This window comes from Streptomyces sp. NPDC005863, assembly GCF_042871345.1.
Classification (GTDB): Bacteria; Actinomycetota; Actinomycetes; order Streptomycetales; family Streptomycetaceae; genus Streptomyces.
Genome location: NZ_JBIAII010000008.1, coordinates 341,571 through 355,989, shown reverse-complemented (window position 1 = coordinate 355,989; position 14,419 = coordinate 341,571). Strand labels below are relative to the sequence as shown.

Below are 14,419 nucleotides of genomic sequence, written 5' to 3'. Positions count from 1 at the left end.
CCACCCCTCCCTGATGATCGTGAACGCGCGAACGATAGCGGCGGGGACTGACAACGCCGCTGCCTGGCGTCGGGCTCTGCTCGACGTCCCGGATTAAGGTGGCCCGGCCCGTCGACCGCGTTACGGAGGTCGCCCGGACAGGCCCTAGCCGGCGGCGGCCGGCCAGCGGTGACCAGACCGCCGCGATCAGACCGCCGCGATCAGACCGCCGCGATCAGACCGCCGCGACCGGGCCGCCGCGATCAGACCGCCGCGACCGGGCCGCCGCGGGCACGCCGCCGCGATCAGGCCGCGGCCCGCATCCTCATCACCGCCCCCGGACATGCAGGGCGAGCCCCTCCGTGCCCGGCTCCTCCACGCCCGCGAGCAGCCGCATTTCGTGGTCGTAGTCGCCGCCGACGAGCGTACGGAACGGGACCGGCTCGTCCGTGAAGAGACCGTCGAGCCGGACGCCCAACTCCCGCCGCGCCGCCGCGAACTGCTCGTCGGGCAGCGCGTTCGCCCCGTACACCGCGAACGGTTCGAGCGGCGCGACGCCGGTGAACCAGAACAGGCCGTGCTGCAACGGGTGGAGCACGTCCTGGAGACCGCCGTGGATGCCGCGGTCGGAGAACGCCGTCTCCCGCGCGCCCATCGTCACCGACACCAGCGCCCGCTTCCCGGCGAGGGCACCCTCGCTGTACGGCGGGGGAACCGCGGGACCGTAGGCGAAGCCCGCGGTGAAGACCCGGTCGATCCAGCCCTTGAGGATCGCGGGCGCGGAGAACCACCACATCGGGAACTGCAATACGAGCGCGTCGGCCCAGCGGATCTTCTCCTGCTCGGCGGCGACGTCCGCGGTGAGGCGTTCCGCCAGGGTCGCGTCCTGTGACACGTCCATCACGTGGAGCCGTTGGTCACCGGCGTGGTCGGGGAAGTCGTCACCGTCGACGACGGCCTTCCACTTCATCGCGTACAGGTCGGAGACGCGCACCTCGTGCCCTGCGGCGCGCAGGTGATCGACGGCGAACCCGGCGAGTTCGGCGTTGAGGGAGCGGGGGTCGGGGTGGGCGCTGACGACGAGAATCTTCATGCGACCAAGTTCTCGCGGACGCGGCGGGGCAGCCAGCACCCTCCATGACGCAGGAACGACGGTCCTGGTACTGCGAATACCACCCGCTACCACCCACGGCCACCCGCTGCCACCCACGGCCACCCGCTGCCGCCCAGGGCCCCTCCTGCGGGGCCACGGATACTGGACCGCATGGACGCCACGACCCACGCCATGCCCCGCGCCACGACGTATCCGTCGCCGTCGGACACGCCACCGGACGTGGCGCCCGGCCCCGACAGTGCCCCGGCGGCAGCGGGCGACCCCGGCTACCCAGGCCACCCAGGCGGCAGGGGCAACCCAGGCACGCCGGGCACGCCGGGCACCCCAGGCACGCCGGGCACCCCAGGCACGCCGGGCACCCCAGGCACCCCAGGCACGCCGGGCAACCCGGGCACCCCAGGCACCCCAGGAAGCAGAGGCAACCCAGCCACAGGTGACGCGGCCGGCGCCGCCGACGCCGCCAGACCCCCCGCACCCGCACCCGCCCCCGCCTCCGCTCCCGCCCCCGCCTCCGCTCCCGCCCCGCCCCACGACGCCCGGCGCCCCCTCGGCGACTTCCTCCGCGCACGGCGGGCCCGCGTCGCACCGGAGGACGTGGGCATCAAGGGCGGTCGCCGCCGACGCGTACGTGGCCTGCGCCGCGAGGAGTTGGCCCAGCTGGCCGGCATCAGCGTCGACTACTACGTACGTCTGGAACAGGGCCGCGCCACCCAGCCCTCCCCGGAGATCCTGCGCGCCCTGGCCGACGCGCTCGGCCTCGACGCGGCGGAGCGCGCCCACCTCGGCACCCTGGCCGCCGCCGAACCCGGCCGTCCGGTGCCGCCCGTCCGGGTCAGCCCGTTGCTGCGCCAGATCCTGGACGCGATGCCCGGCTTCCCCGCCTTCGCGACCGACCGCCGGCTGGACATCGTGGCGTGGAACCCGCTGGGCTCCGAACTCCTCGGCGGACTGGCCGAACCGGCCCGCCGAGACCGCAACAACGCCCGCTACCTCTTCCTCGATCCCGCCTCCCGCGACGTGTACCCCGAGTGGGCGGACCGGGCCGCGGAAGCCGTCGGCCAACTGCGGGTCGCCGCCGGGCGGTACCCGGACGACGCGGTCCTGACCGCGCTCATCGCCGAACTGGCCGATCGGAGCCCCGAGTTCCGGGGGCTCTGGGACAGCGGTGAGGTCGTGATGTGCGCGGCGGGACACAAACGGCTGCGGCACGCCGGGGCCGGGGTGCTCACGCTGGACTACGAGACGTTCCACGTGCCGGCCGCGCCCGGCGAGACGGGCCTGGTGGTGCACGTCTTCGGCGCGGCGGAGGGCACACCGGAAGCCGCCGCACTCGACCGGCTGGCCGCCACGCTCGACCAGCGGGGCGCCGCGCGCGACTGACCGACCGCCCCACTCGACCGACCGGTCGCCGCACACGACCGACCGGCCGCCCCACACGCCCAACCAGTCCCCGCACAAGCCCAACCGGCCGGCAGGATCACCGACCCTCAAGGAAGGTGATCCGCCCGGCCACCGGCGGACGTACGGGGGAGTCGGGACCGGAGGAGTGCTTCTCCAGGTAATGGACGAGCGCGTCCAGATCCGTGACGCCCCCGCCCTCCCGCTCGGCCCCCTTCTTGAACGTGCCGAAGCCGTTGCCCCCGCTCGCGAGGAAGTCGTTCGCGGTCACCCGGTACTTCGCCCCGGCCCGGACCCGCTCCCCCTTCACCCTGACCGTGTCCGTCAGCAGTCGGGCGCCACCGGAACGGCTCATGTCGACGGAGTACCGCAGCCCCGAGGACAGCTGCAGGAACAACGGATCGTCGGCGTTGGCGCCGGTGAACTGTTCCTTCAGTACGGCGATCAGCTGCGCACCGGTGAGGGTCATCGTCGTCAGCGAGGTCGAGAACGGCTGGGTGCGGAACGCGTCGGCGTACGTGACCGCGCCGTCGTCCTTGTGCACGAGGTCGGCGCGCATGCCGCCCGGGTTGAGCAGGGCGAGATCGGCGCCCTTGTCGGCGGTCGCCTCCGTCTGCGCGTCGGCGAGGAGGCTGCCGAGCGGGGTCTCCTTCTTCGGCGAGCCGCGGCCCGGCAGATCGCCGGAGATGTAGCCGACGGTCCGGTCGGCGACCGTGGCGGACCGCTTGCGCCAGGTCTCGACGAGGTCGGTCATCCCGGGATGCTTCGGGGTGCTGACCGGCACGACACGGTTCTTCGCGCTGACCGTCCCGCGGATGACGTCCCCGCTGCCGTCGAGGCGGAAGCGGAGGTCCGTGAAGGACCGCCCGAAGGAGTCGGCCTGCGTCACCGAACGCGGCTTCCCCTGGGGGTCGTTGACCGTGCACTCGTACGAGTCGTGCGAGTGGCCGCTGACGACGAGGTCCACCGCGCCCGGCGCCTTCTGCGCGATCCCCTTGATGCGGCCGCGCAGCTGGGCCGCGGGCCCGCCGTCGTCGCAGTCACCCCGCCCGGCGACGCCGTGCGCGGCCTCGCCCTCGTGGACGAGGAGCACCTGCGCCTTGACGCCCATCCGCGTCAGTTCCTTCGAGTACCGCTGCACGACGGGCAGTTCGTCCCCGAACTCCAGATCGCGGATCTGCGAGGCGTTGATCGCCGCGGGCGCGTCCTTGGTGACGAGCCCGATGAACCCGATCCGCTGCCCGCCGGGCAACCGCTTCACGTCGTACGGCCGCAGCAGCGGCTCACTGCTGCCCCTACGGGTCACGTTCGCCGCGAGATACGGGAAGTCCGCGCCGTTGTACCCGCCGCCGGGCGCGCACCCGTCCTCGGGGTGGCAGCCGCCGCCCGCCATGCGCTCCAACTCCCGGGCTCCCTCGTCGAATTCGTGGTTGCCGACGGAGCTGACGCCGAGCCCGAGCTGTTCGAGCGCCTCGACGGTGGGTTCGTCGTGGAAGAGCGCGGAGAGCAGGGGGCTGCCGCCGATCATGTCGCCGGCGCCCACGGTGAGCGAGTTCGGCTGCCCGGCGCGGGCCTTCTCCACGAGGGTGGCGAGCTGCGGCACCCCGCCGGCCTGCACCCCGCTCCCCCTGGCACCTCCGCCTCCCCCGCCGCCACCGCCTGCGCCTCCCCCTCCGCCGCCCCGCACCACGCGTCCGGCGGCCCCCTCCACCGGGTCGAGGTTGCCGTGCAGGTCATTGAGCGCGATGAGCTGCACGGGCACGCCACCCCGGGAGCCGTGCGCGGGGGCGGCCGCGGCGGCGGTCACGGCCGCGGCCGCCGGCTTCACCGCCCGTGCGGACGCGGACGCTTCCGCGGGGCCCCCGAGGCTGGGCACGAGCAGGACGATCCCCAGCGCGAGAGCGGCACAGCCGAGGACGACACGTTTGAAGAGGCAGGCGGAACGAGCAGACGTGCGATGCGCAAATTCAGTCACGCTCGGAAGTTATAAAGTTACGTATCGTATGGACGCCGGACACGCCAGCGGCGATCCGATTGTCACTCCATGAGCGCCCTCGCCCTATGCCTCCGGCATTTCCGGCAGACGCCCACAGGCCGTACGCGTCCGGTACTACAGTGCCGCTGTGCGGCGGTGTGCCGTACGTCACAAGAGGCATCACAAGATGTGTCCGGCGCGCGGTCCGGGGTGGGCGACGAGTGTGTGACGCGCGCCTGATGGGGGTGGGCGTGTGTACGAGTTGACCAAGGGCGGCAACGTAGGCCTCGCGACGCTGAGCGAGAACTCCGACGCCGTGATCGTGAGTCTCGACTGGACCAGCCCGACGGGCGAGGGCGACGCGGATGTGTCGGTGCTGCTGCTTGCCGCCGACGGCAAGGTGCGCAGCGACGCCGACTTCTGCTTCTACAACAACCCGGTGGCCGCCGACGGCGGCGTTCAGCTCCTGGGCAAGACGCCGACCGGGAGCGGCGACAGGGACCGGATCAGCTTCGACCTGACCGCGATCCCGGAGGGCGTCACCCGGATCGTGATCGCGGCGAGCCGGTACGACGGCGCCCACTTCGGGGAACTGGACGACCTGCGGCTCACCCTGGCCGACAGCGCGGGCGCGGGGCTGCTCCGCTTCGGCGTCGACGAGACGGGCGCGGTCAGCGCGTTCATCTTCGGCGAGCTGTACCGGCGCGGCGGCGAGTGGAAGTTCCGTGCCGTCGGCCAGGGGTACGAGGCGGGCCTCGCGGCCCTGGCCACGGACTTCGGGGTGGACATCGACGACGATGCGGAGGGGGAGCCGGACGGGGAGGGGGACGGGGGCGGGGACTCGGACGCGCTGGTTGCCGTCGGCACGGAGGCCGTCCCGCAGGGAGTGGTCCGTCAAGGGGCCGTCCCCGTGGCGGAGGTGGCCCAGTCGCCCACGCTCCAGGCAGCACCGCTCCAGGCAGCACCGCTCCAGGCAGCACCGCCCCAGGCAGCACCGCCCCAGGCGATCGCGCCCCAGGCGAACGTCCCCCAGACCCTCACGCCCCGGGCGGCGACCCAGGAACCCGACCCCGAACCGGCGCCGGACCCGACCGCCGCCCCGACCGCCGAGGCGACCACCGAGGCGACCGTCCCGCCTGCCGACTCACCGGCCGGCCCCCCGAAGAAGCCCACACCCCGCCCCCGCACCGCGAAGCGCAAGGTCACCTTGCCGAAGGCGGCCAAGAAGTCCCTGGCGGAGAACGACTCCTGGAAGGAGTCCAGGCTCTTCCCGGTCTCCGCCCTCAAGAGCGACCACGACCGCGAAATGCGCGCCACCTCCGTCCTGTTGTCGGTCATGGCGCAGATCCCGGAGTTCGGCAGGAGACTCACCGCCGCGTTCGGGGCGCCGGCGGGCCGCATGGAGACGTTCACGGAGGTCTCGCTGCCGTACGGGGACACCCCGCGCCGGCCCGACGGCGTGATCCGCGTGGAGCGGGCCGGCAAGTTGTGGACGGCGCTCGTCGAGACCAAGACCAACGGGAACGCCCTGAAGGCCGACCAGGTGCAGGCGTACATGGACATCGCCGCACGCCGGGGCTACGAGGCCGTGATCACGCTCTCGAACGACGTCGCCCTGGAAGGCACCCCGCTGGTCGACGTGAAGGTCGACGGCCGGCGCAAGCACACGGTCGCCCTGTGGCACCTGTCCTGGGCCGAAGTGACGTACCAGGCACAGATGTTGATCCGGCACGAGGGCGTGGGCAACATCGCGCACGCCTGGCTGCTCCAGGAGCTGCTGCACTATCTCCAGCACGAGAACTCCGGCTGCCACGGCTTCCAGAACATGGGCGCCGCCTGGGTCCCGGTGCGCAACGGGATCGACGACGAGACCCTGTGCCAGGGCGACTCCCGCGCCCTGGAGGTGGTCAAGAGCTGGGAGCGGCTCATCCGCCAGGTCTGCCTCAGGCTCGGCGGCGAACTCGGGCAGAAGGTGCTGCCGGTCCAGCGGTCCAAGCGTGGCACCGACCCCGCCGCCCGCCGGTCCGCCCGCGCGGACCAGCTCTGCCGCGACGGCAGACTCCGGGCGGAGCTGCGCGTCGAGGGCACGCCCGGTGTCCTGGCCGTCACCGCCGACCTGCGCACCGGCAAGCTCCGCACGTCCATCGACATCCCGGCGCCCGAGAACGGCTACCCCCTGACCCGCGTCAAGCGCCTCATCCGCAGCCTCGCCGACGCGCCCGCCGACCTCCACATCGAGACGCTGGTGGAGGGTGAAGCGGGCGGCCCTCGGGGCACGTTGGAGCGGCTGCGGCCGGAACCGGCGGACCTGCTGCCGAAGGCCGGCGTGCCGGTCACCGGCTTCCGGCTCTCCCTCTTCAAGAGCATGGGCAGCAGCCGCGGCAACGCCGAGTCGGGCTTCATCCGCAGCGTCGACGACGCGGTGCACCGCTTCCACGCGATGGTTGCGGCGCCGCTGGAACGGTCCATGCCGCGCCCACCCGCGCCGGGAGCGGCACCCGCGCCGGGAGTGAGCCGCCGCCTGCCCGAGGAGGGGGAGGTCGTGGGGCGGGTCGGACCTTAAGGTGTGCGGATGTCGATACGGGTGGGCGAAGGTGCGGCGGGGACGGGGACGGGGACGGGGACGGGAGCGGGGACGGTGCCGAAGGCGCTGCCGGCCCATGTGATCGAGGTCGGGAACGAGCCGCTGGCGGGCCCGGCGCGGAACTCGATGGGCGGCTGGCCGTACCTCGGCGCGGACGAGGACGACGGGGGCGGTACGGGAAGGGGCACCCCTGCCCGTACGGGTAGGGACACCCCTGCCCGTACGGGAAAGGGAACTGCCCCCGACTCCGGTACCGCCCCCCGTACCGCCACCGCGACCGCCACTGCGACCGCCACCGCCCCCGCCCACCCCTGGCCCACCTGCTTCTGCGGTCGGCGCATGGCGCTGTTCTTCCAGCTCGACGTCCCCCCGGACATCGCGTACTTCGGCGGCGACCACCTCCTGGTCTTCCACTGCCGTACGCACAACGACGCGTCCGACCCCGACGTGACCGACGGCCGGCTCGCGCCCCGCTTCTGGGACGCCCCGCAGCCGCACTACCCGAGCCCATTCTGGCGCGTCCTGCTCCTGCCCGCCCCCGAACTCCCGGCAGGCACGACGCCCGCCCCGGACCCCGACGCCGAACCCTCCCTGCGCCCCCTGCCCCTGACGCTGCGGCCCTTCGAGGACACCCCGGACCCTTACGGGTGCGGTGCCCAGGTGTTCAAGGTCGGGGGCATCCCCTCCTGGGCGCAGTCGCCCGAGCGGTACCGGTGCGGGTGCGGCGCCGAGCTCTCGTACCTCTGCCAGGTGCCCGAGGGCATGGAGTTCGGCGACGAGACCGACGCGCTGTTCCTCGGCAACGAGATCTACCTGCTGGCCTGCCCGGACCACTGCGACCCCGCCGCCGTCTGGCCGGTGAACCAGAACTGACCCGAGGGGCCGCCGTGATCAGGTCAGCGCCGCAGCCCCAGCGCGTCCCGCACCGTCCCGAACAGGTCGGTCTGGTTGGTGACGCCGAGGACCCGGTACGCCTGCGGGCCCTGCGCCGCGATCCGCACCTGCGTGCCGGTGTGCTCCTGCGAGGCGCCCGGCGTGTTCGTCGAGTAGTTGACCTTCAGCTGCTGGCCCTCGTCCGTGACGAGCGTGGCGGAGAGGCCGGGCGGCTGCGCCTCGAGCGGCACGATCTGGCTGGTGTGCGCGTGGTCCGCGGTGGTCACGACCAGCGTGTCGGGGTGCTTGGCCGCGTAGGCGCGGGCCACCTTCACCGCGCGGTCGAACGCCGCCGTCTCGCCGATCTGACCGCACGGGTCGGCGGCGTGGTCCTGCTTGTCGATCGACGCACCCTCGATCTGGAGGAAGAAGCCCCGCTTGCTCTTCTTCGCCTTCTGCTTGGCCTCCAGCAGTTTGATGGCCTTGCTCGCCTGGTCGTGCAGGGCGGGCGTGCCGGCCGGGCGGCCCGGGTTGGAGGTCGTGCAGCGCTGCGGCTCGGTGCCGCCCTTGGCCGCGGCCTTGCCGGTCCACTCGACGGGCACGTTGCCGGGCGCGAACAGCCCGAGGACGGGCTTGCCGCCCTTGACGGCCCTCAACTGCTTGTCGTCCGTGACGACTTGGTATCCGAGGCGCCGCGCCTGCTGCGTGACCGTGAGCCCCTTGTACTTGCCGTCGGTGACCTTCTGGTCGAACCGCTGCCTGCCGCCGCCGAGAAGCACGTCGACCTTGTGGTCGACGCTCTGCTCGGCGATGGACCCCGGCCCGCCCGCGGCGATGGTGTCCGTCGGGCACTTGGCCATGTCGGCGGGGCCCTGGCAGCTGCGGTCGGTGGCGTGCGAGGCGAGCACGGCGGGGGTGGCGTCCGTGAGCTCGGCGGTGGTGACGGACCCGGTCGCGTACCCCTTCTTCTGCGCGAGTTCGAGGATCGTCGGTACGGCCTTGTCGCTGCCCGGCGTCTTCGATATGCGCCCGTTGACGGTCTTCACGCCGGTGGCCCAGCCGGAGCCGGAGGCGGCGGAGTCGGTGACGTAGTCGGGCGTGCCGTCCTTGTGCACCGAGTACGTCGTGTACGCGCCGGTCAGCGGGAACTTGTCCATGTCGAGCCGCCCGTTCGCCCCCACCGTGTAGTCCCGGGCAAGGGTGATCTCGGAGTCGCCCATGCCGTCACCGATGAGCAGGATGACGTTCTTCGCCTTGCCGCCCTGGATGGCCCGCCGGGCCTGGTCCCGGGTGTCGGAGGCCCTGGCGGATGCGGTGACGGTCACCGCCACGGCGGAGGCGGCGACCACGGCCGCGGCCACGGTCAGGCGACGACGGGTGGGGGACAGATGCGGTCTGACCACGGAGAACTCCTCGAAACGTCCTGGTACGGTCCGGCCACCTCACCAGCGCCACATGAACCGAACGGGACGTACGGGTGCCTTCTTGATGGCGCGGGGTTGACACGAGTCACAGCGACGCGACGAAGCCGACGGCTCCTGGCGGTCCCTGGCGGACCCGGCGGTCTCCGGCGGTCCCTGGCGGTCCCCGGCGGGACGACGGCGTCGGCGGGCCCCGAGCCCGACCGAGCCCAGGGCGGTGTGCTGGACGGCAAGGGTCCGGCACACCGCCCACCTGGCGTGCGCGCCCCGGCGCCCTCCCCCGTTGACACGGGCGCGGCGGCGGACACGGGCGACGGTCCCCCGAAACCGGAGCCTTGAGCTCCCGGCCCCGATCTCGCCGCCGGGCAAGAGTCTTCCGGCCGTCTCGGCCGGTGTCGTTGACCGGGAGCGCACACCCGTTGACCACCAGCGCACGGGTGCAGCACCGACTGTCAGCGCACGGTCGTCGGATGTGACCACGCGTACCCGGTGGCGAGCGCGTGAGCGCGTACGTCGCTGGGCGTGACCCCGTACGCGGCGCGGAACGCGCGGGTGAAGACGGCGGGCCGGGTGAAGCCCCAGCGGGCCGCGATCGCGCCGACCGGCACGGAGGCGAGGGCGGGATGGGCGAGCGCGCGCCGGCACCGTTCGAGGCGGAGCTGCCGGATCCAGGAGGAGACGGTGAGCCCCTGCTCCTGGAAGAGCCGGTGCAGATAGCGGGTGGAGATGTGGTGGGCGGCGGCGATGCTCTCGGGGTTCAGGGCGGGGTCCCGTAGGTGACGCCGTATGTGGCTCTGCACCCGCAGCAGCAGCGTGCGCCGACGGCTCTCCGGCGGCAGTTCGCGCTCCCGGTCGAGATGCTGGGCGGCCAGATGCCCCACGAGGTCGACGAGGGTGTGGGAGAGCCGCGCGGAGGCGCCGTCCCCGTCACCGAACTGCCCCACGTCATCGGTGACTTGCCGCATGAAGTGGGAGAGCAACGCCCCGAAACCCTCCTCCGCCGACATCGGCCTGGCGAGGAGGGCGGCGAGCCGTTCGGCCGGGAAGGGCAGCAGGTGGCGGGGGAGCGTGGCCACGATGCTGCGGGTGGGGGCGTTGGGGGCGCCACCGCCGTCGAGGCGCCGCATCCACCCCGCGAAGGGTGAGGAGGAGTCGTAGAGGAGGAGGTTGCCGGCCCCGAACCGGACGTTGCGGCCGCACTGTTCGAACCCGCTGTGCCCCTGCAACGTCAGGGAGACCTGCAGACTGTCGGGGTCACCCCTACGGATGTGCCGCGCGGTGCGCCGCACCTCGGCCGCCGGGTACGCCATGGTGGTCAGGGTCGTCGCCCCGAGGTCCACGTGGTCGACCCTGACGGGAAAGTCATCGGTGAAGTCACTGTGCAACGTCGTCGAGATCGGCGACGCGGACTTCTTCCCGTACCACCAGTCGAACCGCTCCGCCGGGGGCACGGCCTCGCTGGACAGGCTCGCTCGCATCATGCAGGCCCACTTCCTCGTACGCTCGTACGCCCCCCGCGTCTCCTCTGCCCCCTCTGCCCACGCCCCGCGCGTTGCGTCCGCGGGCAGAACGCGACGCTAACCGAGACCCGCCGCACCGGGGAGGCGTCCTGAGCGGCCGCGCGCGGTATTGGCTGGAACTGACGGTCGGGGAGGCCCTGTTGAGTACGGGGGCCGGCCCCCGGCGGCTGACAGCGGTCCGCCCCTTGTGGAACGGTTCGTCCCGGCAGACTGATCCGAGCCTGCCCACCCGCATCGAGCCGCCCCTCCCCGCCTAAGATCATCGCCATGGCGAAGCGCAAGGTCCGGCGACGGGCACGGAAGATCCTGGGTGAGGACCCGAAGGCCCTGGTCTGGTGCGAGCTGCACAAGCCGATCCCCGCCCCGCCCAAGGAGGTCCACCGCGCCGCGGGCAAGGGCCGGCTGAAGTCGCGGTACCACTGGCTGGTGTACGCGGGGGCGGTGGTGTTCTTCTTCCTCGTGGTCCCGTACATCCTGCTCGACAAGTTCGCCGAGAGGCTGGGGGCGGCGCTGAGGGGGGAGCGGGGCTGGTGGCGGATCGGCCCCAAGCGGCGGACCCGCGAAGCCAACGCCAACGCCGACGGGGGGCCGGGTGACGACACCCCACCCCCTGACGCCCCCTTCGACGGCGACTGGTCCCTGACGGCGGGCCGCCTCCTGCTGCGCTGGTACAGCGACTCACCCAGCAAGAGCCGCCTGGTCCTGCTGACGCAGGACCACATCCACGTGGCGGCGTCACCGGGCCGCCGCCTGTTCCCGACCGGGGCGGACGACTTCCGGACGGTGGCGGAATTCCCCCTGAACGAGGCGCACGCCGAGGGCGACCCGAACCAGCCACGCGGCTACGCCACGTTCAAGCTCCGCTTCGGGGACGGCTCATGGCTGGAACTGGGCCGCTTGGCAGACCCCGCGGACGCGGACCACTTCCTACGAACGATCACCACCTGACCCTGACCAAAGCCGCCGCAGCAACATCGCCCGCGACCCGGACGTGGAACCGTCGAAGGGAGTGGACCACAGGCGTTGCATCCAAAGGGAGCTCAGGTACTCGCCGTTCTTCACGGCGTACTCGTGGAAGGTTCCGATTTCGGCGAAGCCGAACTTGCGGTGCAGGGCCACCGATACGTCGTTCGGCAGGACGATGCCGGCGAGGGCGACATGCGCCGGTTCGTCGGCCGGGAGGCCGAAGAGCACACGGTTGCCGCGCCACCTTCAGTCCTCGTGCGGAGGCTCCATCTCCTGGATTCGTTCACCGATGTCGTCGGCCCAAGACTGCGCCCACCGACGCAGCTCGTTGATCGCTGGCTCGTCGAGCCCGTAGGCGGCAAACTCCGTGTCGTCGATCCAGTCGGTCCCACCCAACCGTGCCTGAAGCTCGCAGAGGTCGAAGGAGTCGCGGGCGTGGCGCCGTCCAAGCTCTTCCAGTTCGATGTGGCTCCAGCGGTCGCCCGCGGCCTGTACGTCGACCAGATCCCTGGCCAGTCCGCGGTCGGCCAGCGCGCGAACCTTGGTGCCGACGACATCTTCGAGGGACAGCACCAGCCCGTGCTCGGTGTGCACAGGGGGCCGCCAAAGCGTCTCTTTGAGGACGTCGACCTCGCACTCCTCACGGCTGGCGGGATCGGTGACGATGAGCCGCGCCGACAACGGATCTGTCTCCAGAGCTCTCACGCGCCATCCAAGCTCTTCCAGACCGGTGCGCACGGCAGTGGCGATATCCTCCATGCGCTCCGGGTTCTCGGTTGCGACATCGAGATCCTGACTGAGCCGGTTCACCAGCCCGTGTGCTTGGACCGCATAGCCGCCGGTAAGCGCCAAAGGGTAGACACCACCCACGTCGAGGACATCCGCAAGCAGGCGACGGTGCAGATCCGTGAGGTTCATGCAGCGGCCTGGGCTTCGTGAGCCAGCTCGTCGAAGGAGTTCTCCCACACCTCCCGGACATCACGGCTGACCAGGGTGCGCAGTGTGGGCCACAGGCTGACCAGAAGGTCGCGATTGAGGAACCGGACCAGATCGTCTTGCAGCCCCTCGGCCAGGACGATTCGGTAGTAGCTCATCCGCAACCGAGGCTGATCGAGATCGAACGTGGTCAGCCCCGACCACGCCAGATGCAGCGGCAAGGTCACCGTGCCGTGCTGAGGTCCGACGAGCTCGGAGAGCGCGGCGGGCGCACGCCGAGCGAACTTGGCACGGCGAAGATGAGAGAGACCGGGCTGTGTTGCCATACGTCGATTATCCAGTAGAGCCCACGGTGGGGCTTCTCGATCCGCAGACTGGCACACGCCCTTCTCCCAGGAGCGTGCTTGTCCTGTCTGCAGCCGGCCAACTCTGAACGAAAAGAACCCCCAGATCCATGACCTGGGGGTTCAACAAGAGCGGGTGACGAGAATCGAACTCGCACTCTCAGCTTGGGAAGCTGATGTTCTACCACTAAACTACACCCGCGAAATACGCCGCCGTAAGCGGTGTCGTACCGTCGCACACTCTACCTCATCACGGGCCCCGGGCGCCTCCGCCGCGGGGTCTGCGTGCTGTCCGGGGGGTGGATGCGCCGTGCGGACGCGGGGAGTTGGGGCGTACCGTGGATCGCGGTCGTGCCGCCTGGAGTGGCGTCCCTTTCATACCGTAATGTGGGCTTTCGTCGTCGGCTCGGAGGCGAGCGAGAGACGAGCGAGTACGGGTACGTACGAGCTCACCCACGACCGGGGAAGGGACTCGAGGACTTGATGGACCGCACCGTCGTCCGATGTGCCGAAGGGCACGTCTTCAGCACCACGTCGTTCCCGATGCAGCAGGCGGACCGGCTCGGTCCTGGCCGGCTCATCCGCTGTCCGCGCTGCGCCCGGCTCCGGCACGCCGTGCCGGTGTCCCTGCAGAAGCGGTAGCGACAGCGGTACGGCCGCAGCGTTAACGACTACAGCGCGCGTGGGCCCGTCCGATTGGGGCGGGCCCGCGCGCTCTGCGTATCCTCGGTGCGTGCTTCTCTCAGACAAGGACATCCGGGCCGAGATCGACTCCGGACGGGTGCGGATCGACCCGTACGACGAATCCATGGTGCAGCCCTCGAGCATCGACGTGCGGCTGGACCGCTACTTCCGGGTGTTCGAGAATCACCGCTACCCCCACATCGACCCCTCCGTCGAGCAGGCCGACCTGACGCGGCTCGTGGAGCCCGAGGGTGACGAGCCGTTCATCCTGCACCCCGGGGAGTTCGTGCTCGCCTCCACGTACGAGGTCATCAGCCTTCCCGACGATCTCGCCAGCCGGCTCGAAGGGAAGTCCAGCCTCGGGCGGCTCGGGCTGGTCACGCACTCCACCGCCGGGTTCATCGACCCGGGGTTCAGCGGGCACGTGACCCTTGAGCTCTCGAATCTGGCGACCCTGCCGATCAAGCTCTGGCCGGGCATGAAGATCGGGCAGCTGTGCATGTTCCGGCTCACCTCGCCCGCCGAGGCGCCGTACGGCTCGGAGCGGTACGGGTCGCGTTACCAGGGGCAGCGCGGGCCGACCGCCTCCCGTTCCTTCCTCAATTTCCATCGGACACAGGTGTGA

Annotated in this window: 13 protein-coding genes and 1 tRNA gene; 6 read left to right on the top strand and 8 right to left on the bottom strand. The window is 71.5% G+C overall.

Annotation, left to right across the window (positions count from 1 at the left end):
* Positions 1-307: 307 nt before the first annotated feature.
* Positions 308-1,072, bottom strand: a complete 765-nt coding sequence (locus tag ACFYO9_RS27495) for an NAD(P)H-dependent oxidoreductase (protein WP_358779226.1) — start codon at positions 1,070-1,072, stop codon at positions 308-310.
* 171 nt (positions 1,073-1,243) lie between these two features.
* Here ACFYO9_RS27495 and ACFYO9_RS27490 point away from each other — a divergent pair, with 171 nt between their 5' ends.
* Positions 1,244-2,473 carry a helix-turn-helix transcriptional regulator gene (locus ACFYO9_RS27490; protein ID WP_358779225.1) on the top strand — a complete coding sequence of 410 codons (1,230 nt, stop codon included), beginning with the start codon at positions 1,244-1,246 and terminating at the stop codon, positions 2,471-2,473.
* A 97-nt stretch (positions 2,474-2,570) separates the two neighbouring features.
* On the opposite strand, the gene ACFYO9_RS27485 is transcribed toward ACFYO9_RS27490, so the two are convergent.
* A complete protein-coding gene (locus ACFYO9_RS27485) occupies positions 2,571-4,466 on the bottom strand; it encodes a bifunctional metallophosphatase/5'-nucleotidase (RefSeq protein ID WP_358779224.1) in 1,896 nt (631 codons plus the stop codon).
* 253 nt (positions 4,467-4,719) lie between these two features.
* Here ACFYO9_RS27485 and ACFYO9_RS27480 point away from each other — a divergent pair, with 253 nt between their 5' ends.
* Both ACFYO9_RS27480 and ACFYO9_RS27475 read left to right on the top strand, forming a co-directional pair.
* Positions 4,720-7,029 (top strand): TerD family protein, encoded by a 2,310-nt coding sequence (locus ACFYO9_RS27480; protein ID WP_358779223.1) that lies wholly within the window; start codon positions 4,720-4,722, stop codon positions 7,027-7,029.
* A 9-nt stretch (positions 7,030-7,038) separates the two neighbouring features.
* The gene (locus ACFYO9_RS27475; protein WP_358779222.1) at positions 7,039-7,923 is read left to right on the top strand and encodes a hypothetical protein; all 885 of its coding nucleotides are present in this window, start codon (positions 7,039-7,041) and stop codon (positions 7,921-7,923) included.
* 23 nt (positions 7,924-7,946) lie between these two features.
* Here ACFYO9_RS27475 and ACFYO9_RS27470 read toward each other — a convergent pair whose 3' ends face one another.
* Positions 7,947-9,326 carry an alkaline phosphatase gene (locus ACFYO9_RS27470; RefSeq protein ID WP_358779221.1) on the bottom strand — a complete coding sequence of 460 codons (1,380 nt, stop codon included), beginning with the start codon at positions 9,324-9,326 and terminating at the stop codon, positions 7,947-7,949.
* Positions 9,327-9,796: 470 nt separating this feature from the next.
* The gene (locus ACFYO9_RS27465; RefSeq protein WP_358779220.1) at positions 9,797-10,825 is read right to left on the bottom strand and encodes a helix-turn-helix domain-containing protein; all 1,029 of its coding nucleotides are present in this window, start codon (positions 10,823-10,825) and stop codon (positions 9,797-9,799) included.
* A gap of 306 nt (positions 10,826-11,131) precedes the next feature.
* On the opposite strand from ACFYO9_RS27465, the gene ACFYO9_RS27460 reads away from it, so the two are divergent.
* On the top strand, positions 11,132-11,812 hold the full coding sequence (locus ACFYO9_RS27460) for a hypothetical protein (protein WP_358779219.1): 681 nt from the start codon (positions 11,132-11,134) through the stop codon (positions 11,810-11,812).
* Here the strand turns inward: ACFYO9_RS27460 and ACFYO9_RS27455 are convergent.
* The 4 genes from ACFYO9_RS27455 to ACFYO9_RS27440 all read right to left on the bottom strand — a co-directional run bounded on the left by ACFYO9_RS27455 (position 11,792) and on the right by ACFYO9_RS27440 (position 13,312).
* A complete protein-coding gene (locus ACFYO9_RS27455; RefSeq protein WP_355812610.1) occupies positions 11,792-12,058 on the bottom strand; it encodes a hypothetical protein in 267 nt (88 codons plus the stop codon). The genes ACFYO9_RS27460 and ACFYO9_RS27455 overlap by 21 nt on opposite strands.
* An 18-nt stretch (positions 12,059-12,076) precedes the next feature.
* Positions 12,077-12,748 (bottom strand): nucleotidyl transferase AbiEii/AbiGii toxin family protein, encoded by a 672-nt coding sequence (locus tag ACFYO9_RS27450; RefSeq protein WP_355812613.1) that lies wholly within the window; start codon positions 12,746-12,748, stop codon positions 12,077-12,079.
* Positions 12,745-13,092 (bottom strand): transcriptional regulator, encoded by a 348-nt coding sequence (locus ACFYO9_RS27445; RefSeq protein ID WP_355812616.1) that lies wholly within the window; start codon positions 13,090-13,092, stop codon positions 12,745-12,747. Before ACFYO9_RS27445 ends, ACFYO9_RS27450 begins: the two co-directional genes overlap by 4 nt.
* A gap of 149 nt (positions 13,093-13,241) precedes the next feature.
* Positions 13,242-13,312 (bottom strand) — tRNA-Gly (locus tag ACFYO9_RS27440).
* 281 nt (positions 13,313-13,593) lie between these two features.
* Here ACFYO9_RS27440 and ACFYO9_RS27435 point away from each other — a divergent pair.
* Both ACFYO9_RS27435 and dcd read left to right on the top strand, forming a co-directional pair.
* Complete coding sequence (locus tag ACFYO9_RS27435) at positions 13,594-13,752, top strand: hypothetical protein (RefSeq protein WP_355812619.1); 159 nt, start codon at positions 13,594-13,596, stop codon at positions 13,750-13,752.
* Positions 13,753-13,843: 91 nt separating this feature from the next.
* A complete protein-coding gene (dcd, locus tag ACFYO9_RS27430; RefSeq protein ID WP_055565996.1) occupies positions 13,844-14,419 on the top strand; it encodes a dCTP deaminase in 576 nt (191 codons plus the stop codon).

Coding starts and splice junctions, on each gene's coding strand:
- ACFYO9_RS27495 (WP_358779226.1), bottom strand. CDS start 1,072: ATGAAGATTCTCGTCGTCAGCGCCCACCCCGACCCCCGCTCCCTCAAC.
- ACFYO9_RS27490 (WP_358779225.1), top strand. CDS start 1,244: ATGGACGCCACGACCCACGCCATGCCCCGCGCCACGACGTATCCGTCG.
- ACFYO9_RS27475 (WP_358779222.1), top strand. CDS start 7,039: ATGTCGATACGGGTGGGCGAAGGTGCGGCGGGGACGGGGACGGGGACG.
- ACFYO9_RS27465 (WP_358779220.1), bottom strand. CDS start 10,825: ATGATGCGAGCGAGCCTGTCCAGCGAGGCCGTGCCCCCGGCGGAGCGG.
- ACFYO9_RS27460 (WP_358779219.1), top strand. CDS start 11,132: ATGGCGAAGCGCAAGGTCCGGCGACGGGCACGGAAGATCCTGGGTGAG.
- ACFYO9_RS27450 (WP_355812613.1), bottom strand. CDS start 12,748: ATGAACCTCACGGATCTGCACCGTCGCCTGCTTGCGGATGTCCTCGAC.
- ACFYO9_RS27445 (WP_355812616.1), bottom strand. CDS start 13,092: ATGGCAACACAGCCCGGTCTCTCTCATCTTCGCCGTGCCAAGTTCGCT.
- ACFYO9_RS27435 (WP_355812619.1), top strand. CDS start 13,594: ATGGACCGCACCGTCGTCCGATGTGCCGAAGGGCACGTCTTCAGCACC.